Source organism: Nostoc linckia z4, from assembly GCF_002608075.1.
Lineage (GTDB): Bacteria > Cyanobacteriota > Cyanobacteriia > Cyanobacteriales > Nostocaceae > Nostoc > Nostoc linckia.
On the sequence record NZ_LAHA01000056.1, the window covers coordinates 82386 to 105344 of the forward strand.

A 22959-nucleotide genomic window follows, 5' to 3' on the forward strand; every position below is an offset into this window, starting at 1 on the left:
CTTAGGAACTCCAAAAAATAAATTATTCCGGTTGGGGTCGTTTACTGTTGACTGTTAACGGTAAATAGCGAAACGGGCAGTTAGAAACCGCATCTACACAAACTCTCACCCACCTTTGTGGGTTTCAAAACCTTAATTTTCCATTAGTCCGCGCAGGCCGACTTCGTTTGTGTAGCTACGAATTCCATTCACTAAGGCTTAAGTTGACACCTATGGGTCACGACTCCCGACTTCTATGTGGTAACAACAGCTACCATAGGAGAAACAAGTGGCGTGGAAACCCCAATCCTTACAATGCCAATTCTTCGGGAAAGCCAAGCATGATATTGAGATTTTGGACTGCGGCCCCGGATGCGCCTTTGCCTAAGTTGTCAAGACGAGCAACTAGCAAGGCTTCTTTGGTCGCGTCATTAGCAAAGACAAAAATCTGAACAAAGTTGGTACCGTTCATGGCTTTGGCATCTAGAAACGTTCCCTCTCTAAGAAGTGTGAGTTCTTTGAATGGAGCAACTTGGACAAATTTTTGACTTTGGTAATAGTCAGCGATCGCTTCATAGATTACCTCACCTGATGGCGGATTATCCAAAATCCACAAGGGCAAAGGCACTTGTACTAACATTCCCTGCTCAAAATCACCCACTGACGGTACAAACAACGGCGGCGACGCTAACCCCGAATAGTAATGCATTTCCTTAACGTGCTTATGCCCAAACTGCAAACCGTAGATACCATAGGGATAAAGCGACTCTCCCCCGGCTTGTGTTGTGTGGAAAGCATCGTACTTTTGAATCAAATTCTTTCCGCCACCAGAGTAACCAGACACTGCATTCACGGTGATGGGAAAGTCAGTTTTTAAAATTCCTTTAGCAATCAACGGACGGATACAAGCTAAAAATCCCGTGGGGTAACAGCCGGGATTACTTATAAACTGGGCGCTGGCGATTTTTTCTCGCTGTCCTGGATTTAGTTCGGGAAAGCCATATACCCAACTTTGTGCTGTGCGATAAGCAGTACTGGCATCAAGAATTTTAACGCTAGTATTAGTAACTAAGCTCACAGCTTCGCGGGCAGCGTCATCAGGTAGGCAGAGAATAACAACATCCACAGCATTAATCAGCTTAGCTCGCTCAGTTGCATCTTTTCGTTTAGATGCCTCAATGCTAACTATCTCGATGTCATCCCGTTGGTTGAGGCGCGAGTAAATTTGTAAGCCTGTGGTTCCTGATTCTCCATCAATGAAAATCTTCGGTTTAGCACTCATGGGATCTTATATATTTACAGCGTATTTCAGGTAAATCAAGTACATCACTACGGGCGCTATTATCCGTACCTCACTCCGAAAGCAATGTACTGTAAGTGGTATTTTAAAACAGTTATGTAATCTCCTTTAATTTTATGGGGAACAACGAACAGTCAACCGTCAACCATCAACCATCAACATCTACCAATCAAGAGTACGTTTGACTGCCTTTTGCCAGGTAGCAAAGTTCGAGAAATCATTCTTTGGCTGAAATATGCGCTCAATCTGCCGTTGCTGCGCCAATGTTTCATAGTTATCCCAAAATCCCACGGCTAAACCTGCTGCGAATGCTGCACCTTGAACGGTGGTATCGCGCATTATCGGACGTTCCACTGGGATACCTAAGACATCAGCTTGAAACTGCATCAAAAAATTATTCTCGCAAGCACCACCATCTACGGTTAATCGCCCGACTGGTGTAGTACTAAATTCATTTATCGCCTGCACTACTTCCACAACTTGATAAGCTATGGCCTCTAACACGGCGCGTACTAAATGTTCTGGTTGTACGCTGGCGGTAATGCCGAAAAATGCTCCCCTGGCGCTCATATCCCAGTAGGGTGCCCCCAGTCCGCTAAATGCAGGTACAAAATATACGCCGCCATTATCTGTAACTTTATTTGCCATTGCTTCAGTTTCAGCCGCAGTTTTAATTAACTTCAAGCTATCGCGCAACCATTGGATACAAGCACCGCTAGTAAACATACTGCCTTCTAAGGCGTAGCCAACATCTAAAACGCCGTTTGGATTTCTTTGCGTCCATGCCACTGTGGAAATGAGTTTTTCGGGTGACCGCACAATTTTAGAGCCAGTATGAGCTACTAAAAAGCTACCTGTACCGTAAGTACATTTCATCAAACCAGGACTGTGGCATCCATGACCAAACAAAGCAGCTTGCTGATCTCCCAAAATGGCACTAATGGGAATTTCCGCACCAAATAAAGTAGCATCAGTAACTCCAAATACCCCTAGACTAGGCTGAATCTGGGGCAAAATTTGAAGCGGAATCTGGAATAATTTGAGGAGAATTTCATCCCATTCGCAGGTTTTGAGATTCATTAACATTGTGCGGCTGGCGTTGCTGTGGTCGGTGGCGTGGACTTTGCCACCTGTGAGTTTCCATAGCACCCAAGTATCAATCGTGCCTGCAAGGACATTGTTTACATCGATATCTGTAAACTTGTCTAATAGCCATCTAAGCTTAGTAGCAGAAAAGTAGGCGTCGATAATCAATCCGGTGCGATCGTAAATTTCCGGCGCATAGCCTTCGTTTTGTAATTTTTGACACAATGGAGCAGTACGTCGGTCTTGCCAAACGATCGCTCTATGGAGTGGCTTTCCTGTGGTTTTATCCCAAATTAAACAGGTTTCACGTTGCACAGTCAACCCCATTGCGGCGATGGCCGATGGGGTAATTTTGGCATTGGCGATAGCCGTTTTCATCACCCAGCAAGTATCCTGCCAGATTTCTTCAGGGTCATGTTCTAGCCATCCTGGCTGTGGATAATACTGAGTCAATTCTTTATATGCCTGTCCGACAATTTTACCTTCTGCGTTAAACACAAAAGCGCGGTTGCCGGTAGTACCCAAGTCTAGTGCCAAGATGTGGCCAGATGATGGAGTTGTGCTGCCAACTGTGTCCATAGCCGAATAATGCGATGGTGATTTCAATATCCGTCAAATCACATATAGTTACTAAAAACATAATCAAATGTTTCTAGCTTGGTAAGGCGTAAGCCTTACTGGGCTAACTACAAGCCTCTCTATTGAGTTTCTATCGAAGATAGAGTCCCCAACTACCTTTCTTAATATATTTAGCGAACCATTTAAATCTGCTGAGTAGATTTTTCCTGAGTTAGACCTAAACAAACCTCTCTTGATTCTTCTGCCTAAATATTGCTCATGTTTTTTAATGGGTTCCAAATCCAGAAAACTACATTTGGATGTGTAGCTCTCCTCGCTGATTTGTACTTTGATNGTAAGCCTTACTGGGCTAACTACAAGCCTCTCTATTGAGTTTCTATCGAAGATAGAGTCCCCAACTACCTTTCTTAATATATTTAGCGAACCATTTAAATCTGCTGAGTAGATTTTTCCTGAGTTAGACCTAAACAAACCTCTCTTGATTCTTCTGCCTAAATATTGCTCATGTTTTTTAATGGGTTCCAAATCCAGAAAACTACATTTGGATGTGTAGCTCTCCTCGCTGATTTGTACTTTGATTCCAACAAGTTGAGCTTTATATTCTATTTGTTGGATAAATCGAGCATGAGGAATACTAGTGAAGTTTTGATTATTTTTACTTCCTAAATTAATGCTCTGTTTCCAATTCTCGTTTTTACCTATAATCAAATGCGTTATGTTTTGGCTGGCTAGATGATTAACAATAAATCTACTAGCTGTGTGGAGGTAATAATCCACTTTGTTGTTACGTTTGAGTGTTAGTGCTTCTATTTTTCTAGAAGTTCTCTTACAAAGTTCAGAGCGCTGTCTTCCGGCGCTCTGACTTTGCGCTTTTTGATTTTTAGGTAACTGAGATTGAAGACTAGCTTTAACTTTGTTGTAAAACTGATTGCACGATTTGATAGCCTTGCCACAAACAATAAAAGTCTTAAAATCTAAACAATTACTGCTAACAGTAGCTAAGTTGTTTAAACCTATATCAATTGCTGCGATTCTGTTGTTAGTTACTACGGGGGGTTCCTCTTGCTCATAAACTGCTTCAATAATGTAGACATTATTTTTGGGGATAATCCTAATTTCTTCAATTTCAGCAAGCTTGGTTTTAATAAACACTGATAATCCCGAGGGAGAAATTAAACCTTTTTTTAGTGCTTTTTTAGAAAAAGCTTGATTGTTAAAAGCTAAAATATTTCTCCCTTTTGAAGAGTGTTTATATTTAGGTAGCTTTGGCTCACCTAAAAACTTGCCTGGATTTAAGTCGTATTCTTTCTTAGTTTTTTGATAAGATTTAAAGCATTTATCAACTTGCTTAAATACCAATTGAGCAACTTTACTAGGTAAAGCTTTATAATCATCACTATTTTTTAGAGAGTGATAAATTTGATTCAACGTTGGTATTGGCTGATTTTTGAAAAAGGCTTGGCGACACAAATAAACGGCACAGTTGAATAAATTTTTTGATAAAAAAGACATTTGATCAATTTCTCTAAACCACTTGTTATTCTGTTTGATTATATGTCGCTCAACTAATCGCATTCTGACTCCAGGCATTTAACAATACACGCTTGTTTTCTCTTCCTTCTTCTTAGACCATAGATTCTTGCACAGAAGCTAGTTATTATTGAAATCAAATCTTGCATGATATCTTCAGTTTCTTCTTCGGCAAGATTTACTACCTCAATATCTTTCCCTTGTTTATTTAGAAGAACTTTTAAATAATTAAAACCCACTCTAGTTAATCTATCTTTATGCTCAACAACAATGATTCTATAATCATCTTCATTTAACAATGCAACTAGTTTTTTTCGGTTATCATTAACTCCGCTTCCTACCTCTTTAACTATTTTTTTTATCTGATATCCTTTAGCTTCGCAGTAGCGTACAAGTCTTTCGGCTTGACTATCTAAGTTGCTTTTATTTTCAGCACTAGATACTCTTGTATAAATAACAACGCCTTCAAATGTTTTTTGTACATCCACAATCACTGTACCTGTAGGAAGTTGGGTGGCTTTAAGTTCACCACGTTTCCACATCCTCCAGGCAGTCTGATAGCTGATTCCTTTTGACTTGGCATAGTCAGATAGTTTCATTCGTAAACTATACCACGAATGATTATATCTGAATATATCTGACTATATTTTTATTATTTAAACTTCATACATTATTTTGTGCCAACCTGACCAAGGAACTCAATCTAGTAGTCTGGCAAACTTGGTGGGGAAAGGGGAAAGGGGAAAGGGTAAAGGGGAAAGGGTAAAGGGTAAAGGGGGAAGGGGGAAGGGTAAAGGGGAATAGGGGAAAGGGGAAAGGGGAAAGGGGAAAGGTTTTAAATTTCTTACCCTTTAACGCTTCCCCCGGCCTCCAACTAACATTTTTGGGTTTCCAGACCACTAACTACACAGATACCAAAGTTGTCTTCGCTACTTTAATAAAAATTCAAAGTAGAAAATATGGAAACATAAATCCACCAATTGTATTAATACTAGGACTTATGTAAAACTCTCTTAAACTCTTATTTCTTTGTGTACTTTGCACGGCAGTTGCTTTAAGTCGGGGAACCCGCCCAACGCACTGCCTCGTCTTTGCGGTTTGTTTTTCGTTATTTTGCGTAAGTCCTGATTACCATAACTTTTTTTGAGGTTTAGCCAATATGAAATTACAAAAATACAACAAATTTGCAACTTTACTCAGCGCCGGATGGATGTTATCTAATTTTGCTGCGGCTTATGCTGCTGATAACTTCCAACTAGCAAATACTTGGAGCCAAAATATTACAAATCCCAATGTTCTTAATCTTGCATCCAATTCCATACCCCAACCAAAACTAGTTTTTATTGGAACAGAACCATATACAGTTTCAGGCAAAAATTTTCAAAGATATAAATTATCAGTAGCAAATTGGAATGCATTTCCTAACAACTTATTTACAAAAGCTCCTAATTTACCTCCTTGTGGAGAAAATAATAATTCTTCTCGGACTTGGGTAAATATTTATAATGGTCAAACAAACCAACGAATTTATGGCTTTTGTGCATTTTCCTCTGGTGAGAGTTTAAACTCTCTTTGGTTTGCCGTTGAACAAGGTCAAACACCACCCCAATCGGTATATATCATTTTAAAAGATAGAAGAGCTAACAAAGAATATCGTTCTAATTTAGTGTCATTAACACAAGAAACACAGGCAGTTAAAGAAGACTGTATTGCTTTTAATCCTAATAATATTAGTGTCAATCAAGTAAGCGATCGCTGGAAAATAGTCGAGAACGGCAATCACTGGATGTTTGACTTTGCTAATCAAAAAGATGAAGCGGCGCGTGCTTTCAAAGTTATCAAGCACTATGGTATAAATAAATCTTGTTTTGTTGGACGACCACAACCATCATTCCAATATTTATTAGTAAATAATAGCGCTCCTTCTGGTTCGCTACAAGGCGAAGACTGCGTATCTTTTAATCCTGCTACTACAACCGTCAATCAAATTAACAATCGGTGGAAAATTGTAGATGGCAATCATTGGATGTTTGATTTTGGCAATAATAAATCTGAAGCTACAACATCATTAGCCATTATCAAAAAATATAAATTTACCCATTCTTGCTTTGTTGGCAGACCCGACCCCAATTTTAGTTACCTACGCCGATAAAAGTTGTTGACTGCTGATAGTTGGCTGTTGACTGTAAACGGTTTCTTTGATGGAATATTTTTTTACTTTGAAGTTCCGTAACATCCTACCAATAGTTTTATAGGTTTACCCACAAAATTGTTGTAGAGACGTTGCAATGCAACGTCTCTACGTGTGTTGGATAACGAAAAATGTTAGGGTTTTATAGTGGGTTTTAACTACTGAGTAAACCACCAGCTTGAAAAATCTGTTCGGCGGTTAAATTCAATTCTGGGAAAGTAGGCGAGACGATGGAATCATTACCTCTAAATTGAGTAACTTGGTATTCACCATCGATTAATTGATAAATAGACATAGTAGGCTGTTTAGGATTACCAGTGAACTTTTTAGCGCCTAAACCAAGATAATCTACAACCCAATATTCAGGAATTCCAATAACTTCATATTTACCTTGTTTTGTGTAGTAGTCATCATCCCAATTGGTACTAACTACCTCAACTACCAAGGGAATTGATGCCGCATAACATACAGTTGATTCTTTTTTCCATAACGGCTCATTCACTAAATTAAGACGATTTAATATCAACACATCTGGAGAGTACGCAAATACTGAATTAGCAGGTTTTATCAGCGCAGTTTTAGGAATTATATAAGGTAAATTTAATCGGTCAAATTCTACTGTTAGTTTTCTAGCTAAAAAACCAACAACATCTTCATGGTCTCCAACTGGTTGTGCAATTTCGACAATCACACCATCGTGTAATTCATATCTTCCGCCTTCAGGTCGCCACGCTGCAAAATCTTCAAAGGTTACTAGTTTGGGTATGGCTTGACTCATAAATTGTTACCTTAATACTTGCTTTTAAAGCTGACAAGTCGCCATCAAAGTAGCTATCAGTATAAAAATTATACTTTTATTGAGAATGAGAAAGGCGATCGCCCTTTGCCAAGAGCCTGCAATCGCCTTTCCTGAAACCCTGATTCTGAGAGATAATTACCATCATGGCACAAGTATTGTAGGGTGGACATCTTGTCCGCCCTTTGTTGTGAAGCCAACAGTTATACCATTTCTTGATGAACTACTATGAGTCTTACAGAGTGTATGGCTTGCGATTACGTTCTATCAAACGATCCCATTGCATAGTTAAGGTGCTTCCCATTTTTTCTTGTTGCTTTGCCCACATTGATAGCAAATCTAAGCAAGAGTGATCTATGTAAGCCAAGTCTTGTAAATAAACATGCAATTCCTTTTCTGGAGGCACAAGTTCTAAAATGTTTGCTAATTTTGGTAGCCTGACAAATGTTGCTGCGCCTTGTAAATGAATGTCTATTCGGCGATTGTTTTCGTGCTTAATAATTTCGATATTCAGCACGGACATTTTGTGAATTAGTAAAATTCCTGTCAACAAAATACCGATGAAAACACCAGTGATTAAGTCAGTAACAACTATCGTGATTAAAGTGGCAAAAAAGATCCCCAAAGGAAAGCGTCCATAGTTTCTTAACTGGCGAATATGTTCTACTTCGATGAGTTTGTATCCAGTAAAAACTAGAATTGCTGCCAAACTAGAAATGGGAATTATTTTTAGCAAGCTTGGGGCTGCAATTACTAAAATTAACAGCCATAAACCGTGAAGCATGGTGGATAATCTCGTTTTCGCACCGGCTTCTACGTTTACAGAACTGCGGGCTATCACTCCTGTCATGGGCAAAGCACCCAAAAACCCACAGATAATATTACCAATTCCTTGGGCTGTTAATTCGCGATCGAAGTTGGTTCTGGGGCCGGTATGCAGTCTATCCACTGCTACGGCTGAAAGCAAACTTTCTGTACTCGCAATGAAGGCAATGATGATCGCATCTATCAAAACTGATGCCTGAATCAAGCGTGGGAAGCTAGCAGGTGTTGGTAATTGAATTGCTTCTAGGAGACTTCCAGGTACATCAACATACTGAATCGGTAATCTATACACAGTAGCAATGGTAGTAGCAATAACAACCCCCACCAGGGCACCAGGTATCAATTTCAAACTCCTGGGTTTAAATTTTTCCCACAGCAGAAGAATGATAATAGTTGTTATACCTATGAGTGCTGCAAGATGATGAGCGCTACCATCAATAGGAAAGATGGCTTTGTAAATAGTGTTAGGAATAGAAATTAAATTATCAATGCCGTGTATACGCGGTTTATCGTCTAGCATCACATGAAATTGGGAAGCAAAGATTAATATCCCAATACCTGCAAGCATTCCATAGATGACAGCCGGCGACATAGCCCGAAACAACTGCCCAAGTTTAAATATACCTGCGAGGAATTGAATTAAACCTGCCAACAACAAAATTGGCCCAACCATTTCAATACCATACTGTTGGACTGTTTCTGCTACAATCACCGCCAACCCAGCAGCCGGGCCGCTAACTAGCAAAGGAGAACCAGAAACAGCACCAACAACAATTCCGCCTATGATTCCTGTAACTAAACCGCGAGATGGCGGAAGTCCCGAAGCGATGGCAATACCCATGCAAAGAGGGAGGGCCACGAGAAATACCACAAACGATGCTGGTACTTCACTAGTAAATGAGGATTTGTTTATGATTTTTTTCAAATTTATCATTCGCTTATCCTCCAATGAAAAGCTTTTAATTTTTACTTCACAGGCTGAACCGTTACAATGCAGCCGCAACTATGCTTGCATTGAATAATTCAAAGATATTTATTGTGTTTTAATTACGGCATCGTTTTACTGGTATATTTAATCCTCAGATGGCAAACACAAAATCATTAAGTTAAATCAACTTCTATCTATAGTTACTCTTCACATTTCTTAATGATTACAAACCCATGATAACAATAGGGCTATCTGATGGATGATAGATAACTTTTTCTGTTGGATTTGCAGCAAAACGTAAAGTAAATCTAGACAATAACTTAGATTCGCGAGAAAAAAGTTATAATACATCAGCCTCTAGTTTGATTTTTATTTCTCAAATCTCCTCTGAAAGCGTTACCCTTAACTGCTGACTGTGAACCCTCAACGCCCCTTAGCGCTTCACAGGATTCATCCAAACTTCTAATCGGCTAAATGCTTGGGAAGAAAGTAGCGTCAAACACAAATAAATCAGCGCTACACCCGCGTAAATTTCAAAAGCGCGATAATTATCAGCAACAATTAGCTGTCCTTTGCGGAATAATTCTTCAAAACCAATTACAGCCACTAAACTTGTATCTTTTAATAAACTGATAAACTCATTACCCAAGGGTGGAATCATCCGGCGGAAAGCTTGGGGAAAAATCACATACCTCATGGTTTGCACAGGACTCAAGCCTAGTGATTGCGCTGCTTCACCTTGTCCTGCTTCAATAGATTGAATCCCAGCACGGACAACTTCTGCAATATAAGCGGCACTATTTAAACTTAAAGCAATTACTCCCGCCACTAAGCGATCGAAAGTAAATGTCGAACCAAGTTCTTGGATAATGGCTGGTAACCCAAAATAAATCATAAAAATTTGCACCAACAAAGGCGTTCCTCGGAAAAAATCTACATAAGCCCTGGCTAGCCAACGTAAAGGTGCAATATGAGAAAGGCGGATAATTCCAATTAAAGAACCGCCGATTAAACCAAACACCACAGAAAGTATCGTCAATTGTAAAGTTACCAAAGCTCCCTGCAATAAGGTGGGGACAGCTTGTAAAATTACACTAATTGACGTAAATTTTCCCGAAACACCTACATTACTTTGATTTTCAAAGGGTGATGTCGTTGGTAATGATGGCGGTTCGGCTTTAAACCATTTTTGATAAATTTGAGAATAAGTGCCATTTTTTAAAATCTTATCCAAACCATCGTTGATTAATGCCAAATCAGGCGAATTTTTCGCTGTAGCAATTCCATAAAACTCTTCTGTGAGTAATTGCTGTACAACTTTAATTCCCTTGAGATTGCCAGTATTGATAGCATATAAAGTTACAGGCGCGTCATTAATTACCGCATCCACATTACCATTGACTAATTCTTGTAAAGCTATAGGTGCTGAATCAAAACTGCGAATTTGCACCCCAGGAATACTTTTAGCTTTAGTTGCACCAGTTGTGCCAATTTGTACAGCAATTTTTTTATTCTTGAGACTATCAAAGTTAGTAATATTTTGATTATCGGTGCGAATGGCGATCGCCAACCCCGCCTTAAAATAAGGACGAGAAAAAGCAATCGTCTTCGCCCTCTCCTCTGTAATCGTAATGGAACTAATGGCTGCATCCACCGTTTTGCTTTGGAGTGCTGGGATAATGCCATCAAAAGGCAGACTTTGAAAATTCACTTTAAAGTTAGCAGCAGTACCAACAGCATTCATTAAATCAATGGAAAAACCTTGCAATTCACCACCTTGTCCTTGAAACTCAAAAGGTGGAAACGCAGGTTCAGTTGCAACCCGCAGAGTTTTTCCCCCGCTAGGGTTCACACCACACCCAGTCAATAACAAACAACTAATACCAACAACCACACACCAACGCAGCCAACGCCCAAAACTAAATCCAGCCATACTCTTTCATTTCTTCCTTCGCGCTCTTCGCGTTCTTTGCGGTTCGTTCCAAATATTACAATCAACTTTAGAGCAGGACTGATGCAAAATCATAAAAAAACATCCCATCGTATACCCCACCCCGAAGTTCAAAGAGGGATAAAACGTGTGTGGTATAAGCATTTAAGCTTAACTTGAACCAATGCACAGCTGTGCCCCCTACAAACGTACAAATAATTTGGGATAATTTATTTTTTGGAAGTCCCTAACAGAGGAACTGACACCACCAATGAACAATCCTATACCCGCAATTATTTTTGAGAATATTGAAAAAAGCTTTGGTTCTCTCAAAGTTCTTAAAGGAATCACAGGGGAAATCAAGCGGGGAGAGGTGGTTGCAGTTATTGGTTCCTCTGGTTGTGGTAAAAGTACTCTACTGCGTTGCTTTAACCGTTTGGAAACCATCAACAGCGGACGTTTGATGGTTAACGGTATAAACTTATCCCAACCCACTGTTAACTATAACCAACTGCGGCAACTGCGGATGCAAGTAGGCATGGTTTTCCAGCAATTCAATTTATTTCCCCATCTCACCGTCTTGGAAAATATGACACTTGCGCCGCGTAAAGTCTTAGGGAAAACACCGAAAGAAAGCGCCCAATTAGCGGGGTTATATCTGGAAAAAGTCGGTTTATTTGATAAAGCCTCTGCTTATCCCGAACAACTATCTGGCGGACAAAAACAACGAGTAGCGATCGCCCGTAGTTTATGTATGAATCCCCAGATTATGCTATTCGACGAACCCACCAGCGCTTTAGATCCGGAACTCGTGGGCGAAGTTCTCCAAGTAATGCAACAATTAGCCGCCGAAGGTATGACAATGGCCATCGTCACCCATGAAATGCAGTTCGCCAAAGAAGTAGCCCATCAGGTGATTTTTTTAGATCGAGGTATTGTTGCAGAACAAGGTTCAGCCTACGAAGTTCTGACTAATCCGCAAAGCGATCGCCTGCGTACTTTCCTCAGTCGCCTCAAAGGAAAATAGTGAGGAATTCAGAGTTAGGATAACTCCTAACTCCCCACTCCTCACTGTTTACAGATATTCACGTAAGAAATCAAAGGGGTCATCTTCCCAACAAGGTTCAGGTATTAGCCAAAACAAATTAGTGTGGATGTCGTCTTCAATTTCATCACCGTCATCTCTATCAAATAGTTCTATTAAAGCTGTCCAGTCACGCTCTCTAAGTGATGTTAACGATGGGGTATATACTTGGAGATTAGTTGGGTAATTCACGCGCGAATTGGTAGTTTAGTGCTGCAAAATGTTAGTTTAATGGGAATAATTCACAATCCAGAATCCAGAAGTCACAATCAATAAGGCTTTGAAAATCAAGCTGAATAATCTCAAAACACCAAGCTTTTTACAGACTATTGATTTTTTAATTATTCTGAATTATGACCCCTGACTCCTGAATTCTTATGTTTAATGCTTTGTAAATAATTAGATTCTAAACGTGATATCCCTAGTTCAATAGATATTTGATACTAGGAACAATAGATAACCATTATGAGTGTGTCATAATTTCAATGAGACTGGTATAGTATTTATTACATAATTTACAGCAAAATTGATTCATACTGAAAAAGTAACAATTCAGCACCCAGAACTCAGAATGGGTCAGAAATTTAATATGATTGGGAATTGATATAAGCTGTTCTGCATTTAAGTTGCATATTGACTCGATAAGATTGTTGACTATTGACCGTTGACCGTTGACAGTTAACACTCAACAATCACGCTAATGTAGTTATGCTTTTTTTAGCGCGCATTAGCTTATTCTGCTGATTCTTTAACTATTCTGACTCCTGAGTTCTTACCTGAAAAGTTTTTTCTGGCTGTGATTCTACTACTTCCACTCCAAATACTTCTGCAAAGGACTGTGCTAGATAAAAACGCACTTCTTCGCAGGTAACATTTGCAATCCACTCGGCTAAACTGCCTACAGGTTTATCAGAAATACCACAGGGTACAATGCGTTCAAAGCCTGTCATGTCTGGACAAACATTTAATGCAAAGCCGTGCATGGTAATCCAACGACTGACTTTAATGCCTATAGCCGCAACTTTTCGCCCTTGTAACCAAACGCCTGTAAAACCCGGAATTCTTTCTCCCTGCAATTTATAAACTGCTAGTAGGCGAATTAACACTTCTTCAAGTTGCCGTAAGTACCAGTGCAAGTCTTTTTGATAACGTTGCAGATTTAAAATCGGATACCCCACCAGTTGACCAGGACAATGGTAAGTAACTTCGCCGCCGCGTTCAACTCTATGCACATCATAGCTACTTTTGTCAATATCAAACTTGAGAAAATCTGAATTGGCTCCTTGTCCCAAAGTGTACACGGGTGGATGTTCGAGGAGAATTAACACATCATCTAGATTGGGGTCATGGATGCGTTGATTGAGGAGCGATCGCTGCCATGCATGAGCGTCTAAGTAAGATATCAATCCTTGGTTATATAGCAAACAACGGTTTTTGTGTGGTTTATTACTATGGATCATGCCAAAAATCAACTGTAAAAAGAACGAAATATATTTCAACTTAAAGGAATAGAATCAAAAAATGTCAAGCTTTGCAAAGGATTTTAAAGGAAAGTCAAGGGAACATGCATCTTAAAATACAAAGTGCTAGCTTGAATATATAACCTTAATAGGTGTTGGGAGGAATTCTCTACAATCAGCATCACGCCAAGAGAATAGAATGAATACACTGGCTGATGACTCTAATAACATTGTTTGCATTTCAAACAAAATCAACTTCCACAAAACTTGTGTTCTTTATCAACAGCAAGCAAACCTCACCCGAACGCACAAGGAGCAACTATCAACAGTTCTGTCAGCCTTGCTTTAAAGGAGAAACTAGTCACATCTGCTACTGTTAAGATTTCTAGCTCGAAGAGTTCTAAGTCGATATCTAACTTGGATATCAGCGCAGAGATGAGAAGGGAAATCTAACGATATGCTTAGTAAAAACTCAGATGCAACGAGTTTAAAGTAAAGCACAGCAGCAGTAAATGAGAAAAGTTCACAATTTGTTTTAGCGGGAGTGATATATCTTACCGCAACTTCTTTTCATACAAAGCAAATTCACACATCAAAATATTCAGCGGGAGAGTTTACATGAAGCTTGTCATCCACGGCAAAAACATTGAAATTACCGATGCAATTCGTGAGTATGTACATCAAAAAATTGAAAAAGCAGTTAATCACTTTCAGAATATTACAAATGAAGTGGATGTGCATCTTAGCGTAGCGCGGAATCCTCGAATTAATCCTAGACAAGCAGCTGAAGTAACTATTTACGCTAATGGTAGCGTCATCCGTGCGGAGGAAAGCAGCGAGAACTTGTACGCTAGCATTGACTTAGTTGCAGATAAAATTGCCCGTCAATTGCGGAAATACAAAGAACGGCGTCAAGATCAGAAAACTCATGCCCAACCAACAGAAGAAGTTGTTGCAGAGTCAGTAGTCACAGATTTAATTGGCGATCGCACTCCCGAACTACCAAACGAAGTCGTCCGCACCAAATATTTTTCTATGCCTCCCATGAACGTTGCAGAAGCTTTGGAACAACTGCAACTAGTAGGACACGACTTTTATATGTTCCGCAATATTGAAACAGGAGAGATAAATGTCATTTACGAACGTAACCACGGCGGTTATGGCGTAATTCAACCCCGCAATGGGAACGGTCATACCAACGGCAAAAATGGCAAAGTAGCCCATACGAATGTTGTGATGGCGGAAAAGTCGCATATTAAATAGGGATTGAGGAGATGGGGAGATGGGGAGATGGGGAGAGAATTTCACCCCATCTCCCCACCACCCCACCACCCCACCACCCCACCATTCCCCACTCCCTATTTCACAAGTTGTTGCAACGTTTTTAGTGCTTCTTCAACGTGACCTTTGAAGTTAAACATTGAATCAAATACGTATTGCACAACTCCTTGTTGGTCAATGACGTAGGTAACGCGACCAGGGAACAAGCCAAAGGCGGCTGTTGCACCATATAGTTTTCGTATTTGGTCGTCTTTGTCAGTCAACAAGATAAAAGGTAGATTGTATTTGGTTGCAAATCTTTGGTGAGATTCGGTGGAGTCGCCACTCACACCGATAACTTCAGCACCAGCGCTTTTAAAAACTTCATACTGGTCGCGAAAGGCGCAGGATTCAGCGGTACAACCGGGTGTATCGTCTTTGGGATAAAAATATAAGACAACGGCTTTTTTGCTGCGAAAATCTTCTAGGCTAACTGTTGAGCCGTTTTGAGCAGGTAGACTGAAATTAGGAGCAGTATCTCCAACTTTGATTGACATAGCAAGTAGTGGTAGTTAGTTAACAAAATTTTACCTTGTATACAAGTCTATAAATTTTCCTTGATTAGGTGCATCAAGCGGGTTAGCTTAAGATACTCATCAAAGACAAAATTCCGCTTATGCGCCTGACTTCACTGGATGTTTTTCGCGGTATCACCATCGCTGGGATGATTTTAGTCAATATGATGGGGGTTGCAGATGATGTCTATCCTCCCTTCGCCCACGCTGATTGGCACGGCTGTACGTTAGCTGACTTGGTATTTCCCTTTTTTCTCTTTATTGTTGGTGTAGCGATGACTTTTTCTCTGTCAAAATACACCGAAGGTAATAAAGCAAACTCAGCTGTTTACTGGCGGATATTACGCCGCGCCGCCATTCTTTTTGTTTTGGGATTACTATTAAATGGCTTTTGGAATCAAGGTGTTTGGACTTTTGATTTCAGTAGCATCCGAATAATGGGAGTGTTGCAACGCATCAGCATTACCTATTTGCTGGCTTCTTTAATAGTTCTCAACATCCCGCGCAAAGGTCAATGGATACTAGCAGCAGTGCTACTCATCGCCTACTGGCTAACAATGATGTATGTAGCAGTACCCGATTATGGGGCGGGAGTTCTGACGCGGGAAGGTAATTTTGGTGCTTATGTTGACCGTTTGATTATTCCCAAAGCACATTTATATAAAGGTGATGGTTTCAAGTTTCTGGGAGATCCAGAGGGATTGTTTAGTAGTATTCCTGCAATAGTAAGTGTCCTGGCTGGTTACTTCAGTGGCCAATGGATACGCAGCCAGTCCGTACAGTCGCGTACAAGTATCGGGCTAGGATTATTTGGAGTTGGTTGTTTAATTATCGGTTGGGCGTGGGGGTTGACGTTCCCCATTAATAAAAAATTGTGGACTAGTTCTTATGTGGTTTTTACAACAGGTTGGGCATTATTGTTACTAGCAGCTTGTTATGAACTCATCGAAGTCCGGTTGATACGTCGCTGGGGTAAACCTTTTGAAATTATGGGTTTAAATGCGATCGCTCTTTTCGTCGCGTCTGTTTTATTGATTAAAATCTTAGTCAAAACAACTATTGGTACGGGAGAAAATGCTCCTACTACTTACAATTGGATTTACCAGAACTTTTTCGCATCTTGGGCGGGGGCGCTCAATGGTTCCCTGTTTTTTGGCATAGTCACCGTGTTGTTGTGGTGGGCTGTTGGTGTTGTGATGTATCGCCAACGCTGGTTTTTGAAAGTGTAAGTAAGTAATACCAATTCTCTAAAATTCGGCAACAGATTTAAACCAGCAAACCTAGATAAAGTCTGAATTTCTTAATTGCGTTAGCGTAGCCCATTGCGAATTGCTATTACATCGTCCTTGTAAAAGCGTCTGTCTTCCCTGTAAGACTTTCTGCCTTGACGTTTCAGTATATCGCGCAGCCTGCAAGAGCTTCCGTCTTCGCTGTAAGACTTTCTGCTTTGACGTTTGAGTATATCGCGCAGCCTGTAAAAGCTTCCGCCTTCCCTATAAGAGTTTTTGTCTTCCCTGCAAGACTTTCCGCCTTGACTTGATGGCAAACAGACTTGTGTTAATCCATAGATTTACGGTGCGTTGCGCCATACGACAACGCACCCTACGAAAGTGTAAGTAAAAATTAGCGATACCTTCTCTACGAGACGCTACGCGAAAGAGAAGCTACGCCAAAGCACTTGTAAAGGCTACGCTTACACACAAGTTATTGAATTACCCTACCCTAGCCCTCCCCTTGTAAAGGCTACCGTGTACACACAAGTTATCGAATTACCCGACCCTAGCCCTCCCCTTGTAAAGGGGAATAAAATCTCTTTTTCCCCCCTTTCCAAGGCGGGATTAAGGGTAATGTCCGGGATTTAAGAAGAAATTCGACTTATGTGTACACCGTAGTTTTTACAAGGAGAGGGTTAGGGTGGGGTAAAAATATATTTGATACATCAATCATGACTTTTCAAACATCCTCTCAAGTGCGATCGGCTTCAAAAAACCAAACTATGTAAATAAAAATAAAATAAGTGAAAACCCTGTTTCCTTATGCTTTTAGCATAGTTGTGTTCTGTTTTATTGCAATGATAAATATTCACGCCCACCTACTCAAGTTTGCATATCTATCAGTTCAATTTGGTATCAAAGTTGGCAGGTTATAGAAAATTAATATTAGAACTTAACGATTGCGATCGCTGGCAGATTTATGTGAAATTATTCAGATTTTTGAGTCAAAAATTTCTAAGTTTCCATTAACTTTTAATGAAATTAGTTTCAATACGCAAGATTTAACCGTAGTGTAATATTGACGAGTTGCCGTCAATAAAAATTACTAAATAATTGGGTGCTGTTTCCATACCTTTACTTTTTAGGGGTAATGGAAACAATTTTGCTTTGTCAAAAAAATAATCAGCAATTAATAAAGTCTTGTATGGAAAGTTTTCTGCCGCGCAGTTACGCCATGCCATCTTCGACTGCGCCCGAACTAGAAATCAAGTGTTTGCCGCACTTTATACCCTGGTTGCAAACGCAGTTTATTAGCCTAGCTTTCACTACATATCAAACTAATCGCCTGTTTTTCATCGGTTGCAATGAGCAAAATAGGGTGAGTGTCAAAGAGCGATTGTTTGATAAACCAATGGGAATGTATGCATCAAACAACAGTATATATGTTAGCACGCGTTATCAAATTTGGCGATTTGAAAATTTACTCAAACCAGGAGAAACCGTAGACCTCTTGCAAAAGTGCTTTTTGCAAGAGGTGGGAAAAGGGAAAAGGTTAAAGGGGAAAGGGAAAATACCAAACCTTTCCCCCTTTCCCCTTCCCCTTTTCCCTACTTCTGCAAGAAGTCTCGTTTATTCCCAAGCTAGCCGCAGAAGACCGCTGTCACCTCAACGGTTTCGGATTGCGCGATCTTGGGACTTTACAGAAGCCCACTTTGCTGTGGTCAGCCTGTTCCTAAAGAATTGCTAAATCGCCTCTAGTCGTTAACTACTATGTCTTCTAACCAAAATTCCAATTCTTTAAATCACAGTATTGCAACGGTTTCTCCTAATTTTGCTGATGCTCTGTGGCCGCAACCCGCTGATTTCAAACCGCCTTTAGTATCGATTATCATGCCGGTGTATAACCGCGATCGCTACTTAGAAGTGGCAATCAGCAGCGTGCTGAGCCAAACCTACCGAGACTTTGAACTGTTGATTTGGGACGATGGCTCAACCGATCGCTCCCTAGATATTGCCAATCACTATGCTCAACAAGATGCCCGCGTTCGCGTCATTGCTGCGGCTCATCATGGTGCCGCTCATGCCCTCAAAGGGGCTTATGCTGCGGCTCAAGGCACTTACATTGGTCAGGTCGATAGCGATGATGCTTTAGACTTCCGGGCGCTGGAACTCACTGTTCCGGTGCTGAACTCCCATCCACAAGTAGGCATGGTCTACACCGACCATTGGCAGATAAACGCAGGCGGACAGGTACAAGGGTTGGGGCAGCGCTGCCAAGTCCCCTACAGCCCAGACCGACTGCTAATTGACTTTATGACGTTTCACTTCCGGCTGTTGCGCCGTTCAGTTTATGAGCAGGTCGGCGGCTTTCGAGAAGCGTTTGAATCGATCGAAGACTACGACCTGTGTTTGCGCTTGTCAGAAGTGACCGAGATTTGGCATTTCAATCAACCACTTTACTACTACCGTTTGCATCCGACTAGTGTCAGCAGCACTCGCACCATTGAACAAGTGCTGAAATCGCAGCTTGCCATTAACGAGGCCATTGTTCGACGCGGCTTGAGCGATCGCTATCAACTGCGGGTAGAAGTGCAAGCAAGATTCTTTATTGATAAAAAGCCAACCGATGCTGGTGCTGTACCTGCTACTTCACAGCGATTGCAGCAGTCCGATTCTATCCCCGACGAGGAGAGCGACAGGGCTTGTTATGCTTCTTACTCTCACGCTGCCTGAAGCAGTTCCTAGCAATCGTTCGCCTCCCAAACCAGAGGGGGAAGGGAACATCTCAACCCTAACGATTCCATTTGACCAGTATCTCGACCGATTAACTCGTTGATAGCTTAGGAGATTTTAATCATGGCAACGTTCACTGTAAACACCATTAATGACGACAACGACACCAGCAACAACGCTGATTCGCTGCGAGAGGCCATCATTGCCGCTAACAACACGGTAGGCGATGACATCATTATCTTTGATGTGGCTGCCAATTCTACCTTCCGCCTGACGAGTGCCTTACCAACCATTACGAGCAACATCAGCATTCAAGGCACGAGTGGCAGTAATCTCACCATCAGCGGCGATGCCAACAACAACGGCATTAACGACGCAGGCGATGTGTCATTGTTTTCTGTCAATCAAGGTATTGTGTCTATTGCGAACCTGACGCTGGCAAATGGACGGGCCCAAGGCAGCAATGGTGTCAATGGTGCGGGGGGTAACGGTGGGTTTGGCGGTGCCCTGTTTATTAACAACGGCACTGTCACCATCAGCAGCGTCAACTTCATCAACAACCAGGCGATCGGCGGTAACGGTGGCACTGGCAACACGGGTGCGAACGGCGGCGGCGGCGGCGATGGCGGCTTTTTCGGGAGCGACGATGGTGGCAGTAATGGTAGCACTGGCGGCAACGGCAATCCTGGTAGCAATGGTGGAACTGGCGGCTTCGGCATCGGCGGCATCGGTGGCGGTGGTGGCGCGGGTGGTGGTGGCGGCCGTGGCGGGGTTAGCGACTTCGACATCATCGCTAGCGGTGGTTCCGGCGGCTCCGGCGGCTTGGGTGGCACTGGTGGTGGCGGCGGCTTCGGCGCTGGTGGTGGCGCTGGTGGTGGCGCTGGTGGTGGTGGCGGCGGCGGCGGTGGCGGTTACTTCGGTGGTAGCGGCGGTAGCGGCGGTAGCGGCGGTAGCGGTGGTAGTGGCGGTTTCGGCGGCTTCGGCGGTGGTAGCGGCAGCAGTGGCAGCAGCGGTGGTGACGGCAGCAACGGTGCCAACGGCGGCGGCTTCAGCGTTGGTAGCGGTGGTGGCGGCGGCAGCGGCGGCAGCGGCGGTACTGGCGGCGGCGGTGCGGGGTTAGGCGGTGCCATCTTCATTCGGTCAGGCAACCTCACCCTGTTGAACACCAGCTTTACCAGCAACTCCGCCACAGGGGGAACCGGAGCGAATAATGGAGAGGGCTTCGGCGGTGCTATCTTTGCCGTGACGCCAGGACTAGCTACCCAGGCAGGCGTGACGACAGCTCCCGTAGTCGGGGGAGGCAACGTTACCTTTTCAGGCAACACTGCCTCGACCAGTAATAACGATGTCTATGGCACTATTAACACCATTCCTAATACCCCTCCCACTGCCGTTAATTTGCTCAACCAAACCAACAGTCTGGCAGAAAACACCAATACTACCAGCCCCATCAAACTGGCAGACATCAGCGTTAGTGATGACGGTGTGGGCAACAACGGTCTCATCCTCAGCGGCACTGATGCAGCCAGCTTTTTCATTCAAAACAATGCTCTCTACCTCAAAGCAAACACTGTTCTCAACTTTGAAAGCAAAAATGCCTATAACATCACTGTGAACGTGGATGACTCTACTGTAGGCAGTACACCTGATGCATCGACTAACTATATCCTCAACGTCAGCGATGTTAACGAAGCCCCCAGTGCCATTGCCTTGAGTGCCAACACCGTCGCTGAAAATGCGGCAGGGGCGGTAATTGGCAACCTGACTGTTACCGATGCAGATACGCTCAACCCAGCATTTCGCAACAACACCCTGACCGTTGATGACAACCGCTTTGTGGTGGACAACGGACAACTCAAGCTCAAAGATGGTGTTTCCCTCAATTATGAAGCAATCCCCAACGGTCAACTAAATGTCATTGTCACGGCTACCGATGCGGGGAACTCATTGCTAACCAAGTCCCAGACTTTTGTTCTCAACGTCAGCGATGTTAACGAAGCCCCCAGTGCCATTGCCTTGAGTGCCAACACCGTCGCTGAGAACGCGGCAGGGGCGGTAATTGGCAACCTCACTGTTACCGATGCGGATACGCTCAACCCAGCATTTCGCAACAACACCCTGACCGTTGATGACAGCCGCTTTGTGGTGGACAACGGGCAACTCAAGCTCAAAGATGGTGTTTCCCTCAATTATGAAGCAATCCCCAACGGTCAACTGAATCTCACTGTCACGGCTACCGATGCGGGGAACTCATCCCTAACCAAGTCCCAGGCTTTTGTTCTCAACGTCACCGATGTTAACGAAGCCCCCAGTGCCACGGGGGAAACAGTCTCTACTAGCAAGAACACGGGCAACCCAGTGACAAAGGTAACAGTCGATGTCAACGATAACATCTCTGACCCCGATCGCAATGGTCTAGTCGGTGCTAAACTCTCTGTTACCAGCACCACTAACGGCACTGTCGCTCTTTCCGACATCAATTCTGATGCTCGCCTGATTACCTTTACCCCCACCGCAGGTTTTAGTGGTACTGCCTCATTTAAGTACACCATCACCGATGCCGGAAACCTGACCTCAAATGAAGCTACTGTGACGGTGGAAGTGGGAGACATCCTCTCGACAGGCAATAAAGACCAGAATATTTCCGGCAACGCAGGCAATGACTATATTGCCGCCGGCAATGGTAAGGATACGATTCGTGGCTTAGGTGGCAATGACACACTCTATGGCAACAATGGCAACGATACCCTTTACGGGGGAGTAGGTACTGATATCCTCAATGGCGGTAACGGCAATGACGTACTCTATGGTGGTACTGGTAACGACACCTTGACCGGGGGCAATGGGGCAGACCGCTTTGTACTGGGTATTGGGGAGGGTAAAGACACGATTACCGACTTCCAAGATGGCACTGACTTGTTGGTTTTAGCTGGCGGCCTGAGCTTTGGGCAGTTAACGATTAGCAACAGCGGCAGCAACACCCTCATTAGCCTTACCAACGGTGGCGAACAATTGGCTGTACTGACAGGTATTAATGCCAGCAAGATTACTAGTGCTGATTTTATCACCCTCTAGTAACCAAGAGTGCGATGTCTACGACGGGCTGCGCCTACGCACTTTGGGGAAACTTGAAGTGCGTCAGCCCCATTTTGAAGAATTTGGTGCGTTACACTGTCCTTGTAAGAGCTTCTGCCTTCCTTGTAAGGCTTTCTGCCTTGACGTTTCAGTATATCGCGCAGCCGGCAAGAGCTTCCGTCTTCCCTGTAAGACTTTCTGCCTTTCCTGTAAGACTTTGTGCCTTGACGTTTCAGTATATCGCGCAGACTGTAAGACTTTCTGCGTTCCCTGTAAGAGCTTCTGCTTTGACTTGATGGCAAACAGACTTAGCTTACATCAATTTTTACCCCCCTTAATCCCCCCTTTCCAAGGGGGGAAACAAGAATATCTGGTTCCCTCCCCTTTACAAGGGGGAGCCACTGCGTTGGGCGG

17 protein-coding genes are annotated in these 22959 nt (G+C 42.7%); 7 read left to right on the plus strand and 10 right to left on the minus strand.

Annotated elements, in window-relative coordinates; all coding sequences use genetic code 11:
• Positions 1 to 289: 289 nt before the first annotated feature.
• The 4 genes from argC to VF06_RS30630 form a co-directional block, all read right to left on the minus strand.
• Complete coding sequence (gene argC, locus VF06_RS30615; protein WP_099069090.1) at positions 290 to 1261, minus strand: N-acetyl-gamma-glutamyl-phosphate reductase; 972 nt, start codon at positions 1259 to 1261, stop codon at positions 290 to 292.
• Between the two features lie 180 nt (positions 1262 to 1441).
• Positions 1442 to 2944 carry a glycerol kinase GlpK gene (gene glpK, locus VF06_RS30620; RefSeq protein ID WP_099069089.1) on the minus strand — a complete coding sequence of 501 codons (1503 nt, stop codon included), beginning with the start codon at positions 2942 to 2944 and terminating at the stop codon, positions 1442 to 1444.
• Positions 2945 to 3007: 63 nt separating this feature from the next.
• The gene (locus tag VF06_RS30625) at positions 3008 to 4534 is read right to left on the minus strand and encodes an RNA-guided endonuclease TnpB family protein (protein WP_306610415.1); all 1527 of its coding nucleotides are present in this window, start codon (positions 4532 to 4534) and stop codon (positions 3008 to 3010) included.
• On the minus strand, positions 4510 to 5073 hold the full coding sequence (locus VF06_RS30630; protein WP_099069087.1) for an IS607 family transposase: 564 nt from the start codon (positions 5071 to 5073) through the stop codon (positions 4510 to 4512). Before VF06_RS30630 ends, VF06_RS30625 begins: the two co-directional genes overlap by 25 nt.
• 560 nt (positions 5074 to 5633) lie before the next feature.
• On the opposite strand from VF06_RS30630, the gene VF06_RS30635 reads away from it, so the two are divergent.
• Positions 5634 to 6626, plus strand: a complete 993-nt coding sequence (locus VF06_RS30635) for a hypothetical protein (RefSeq protein ID WP_099069086.1) — start codon at positions 5634 to 5636, stop codon at positions 6624 to 6626.
• 193 nt (positions 6627 to 6819) lie between these two features.
• Here the strand turns inward: VF06_RS30635 and VF06_RS30640 are convergent, their stop codons facing one another.
• The 3 genes from VF06_RS30640 to VF06_RS30650 form a co-directional block, all read right to left on the minus strand.
• Positions 6820 to 7443, minus strand: coding sequence for a Uma2 family endonuclease (locus VF06_RS30640; protein ID WP_099069085.1), 624 nt, complete (start codon positions 7441 to 7443; stop codon positions 6820 to 6822).
• A gap of 253 nt (positions 7444 to 7696) precedes the next feature.
• Positions 7697 to 9220 carry a SulP family inorganic anion transporter gene (locus VF06_RS30645; protein WP_099069084.1) on the minus strand — a complete coding sequence of 508 codons (1524 nt, stop codon included), beginning with the start codon at positions 9218 to 9220 and terminating at the stop codon, positions 7697 to 7699.
• A gap of 427 nt (positions 9221 to 9647) precedes the next feature.
• Positions 9648 to 11147 carry an ABC transporter permease subunit gene (locus tag VF06_RS30650; RefSeq protein ID WP_099069083.1) on the minus strand — a complete coding sequence of 500 codons (1500 nt, stop codon included), beginning with the start codon at positions 11145 to 11147 and terminating at the stop codon, positions 9648 to 9650.
• 268 nt (positions 11148 to 11415) lie between these two features.
• On the opposite strand from VF06_RS30650, the gene VF06_RS30655 reads away from it, so the two are divergent.
• On the plus strand, positions 11416 to 12171 hold the full coding sequence (locus tag VF06_RS30655) for an amino acid ABC transporter ATP-binding protein (RefSeq protein ID WP_099069082.1): 756 nt from the start codon (positions 11416 to 11418) through the stop codon (positions 12169 to 12171).
• A 48-nt stretch (positions 12172 to 12219) separates the two neighbouring features.
• Here VF06_RS30655 and VF06_RS30660 read toward each other — a convergent pair whose 3' ends face one another.
• Entirely contained in the window at positions 12220 to 12420 is a 201-nt protein-coding gene (locus VF06_RS30660; protein WP_099069081.1) for a hypothetical protein, read from the minus strand.
• A 560-nt stretch (positions 12421 to 12980) separates the two neighbouring features.
• Positions 12981 to 13688, minus strand: a complete 708-nt coding sequence (lipB, locus tag VF06_RS30665; RefSeq protein WP_099069080.1) for a lipoyl(octanoyl) transferase LipB — start codon at positions 13686 to 13688, stop codon at positions 12981 to 12983.
• Between the two features lie 618 nt (positions 13689 to 14306).
• Here lipB and hpf point away from each other — a divergent pair.
• Complete coding sequence (gene hpf / locus VF06_RS30670) at positions 14307 to 14951, plus strand: ribosome hibernation-promoting factor, HPF/YfiA family (RefSeq protein WP_099069079.1); 645 nt, start codon at positions 14307 to 14309, stop codon at positions 14949 to 14951.
• A 95-nt stretch (positions 14952 to 15046) separates the two neighbouring features.
• Here the strand turns inward: hpf and VF06_RS30675 are convergent, their stop codons facing one another.
• Positions 15047 to 15505 carry a peroxiredoxin gene (locus VF06_RS30675; RefSeq protein WP_099072375.1) on the minus strand — a complete coding sequence of 153 codons (459 nt, stop codon included), beginning with the start codon at positions 15503 to 15505 and terminating at the stop codon, positions 15047 to 15049.
• A 119-nt stretch (positions 15506 to 15624) separates the two neighbouring features.
• Here VF06_RS30675 and VF06_RS30680 point away from each other — a divergent pair, with 119 nt between their 5' ends.
• The 4 genes from VF06_RS30680 (at position 15625) to VF06_RS41490 (ending at position 22545) form a co-directional block, all read left to right on the plus strand.
• Entirely contained in the window at positions 15625 to 16752 is a 1128-nt protein-coding gene (locus VF06_RS30680) for an acyltransferase family protein (protein ID WP_099072374.1), read from the plus strand.
• Positions 16753 to 17971: 1219 nt separating this feature from the next.
• Positions 17972 to 18484 carry a DUF4915 domain-containing protein gene (locus VF06_RS30685; protein WP_099072378.1) on the plus strand — a complete coding sequence of 171 codons (513 nt, stop codon included), beginning with the start codon at positions 17972 to 17974 and terminating at the stop codon, positions 18482 to 18484.
• 23 nt (positions 18485 to 18507) lie between these two features.
• Complete coding sequence (locus tag VF06_RS30690) at positions 18508 to 19470, plus strand: glycosyltransferase (protein ID WP_099072373.1); 963 nt, start codon at positions 18508 to 18510, stop codon at positions 19468 to 19470.
• Positions 19471 to 19593: 123 nt separating this feature from the next.
• Positions 19594 to 22545: an Ig-like domain-containing protein gene (locus tag VF06_RS41490; RefSeq protein ID WP_180267809.1), complete on the plus strand. Its 2952-nt coding sequence runs from the start codon at positions 19594 to 19596 to the stop codon at positions 22543 to 22545.
• Positions 22546 to 22959 lie beyond the last annotated feature (414 nt).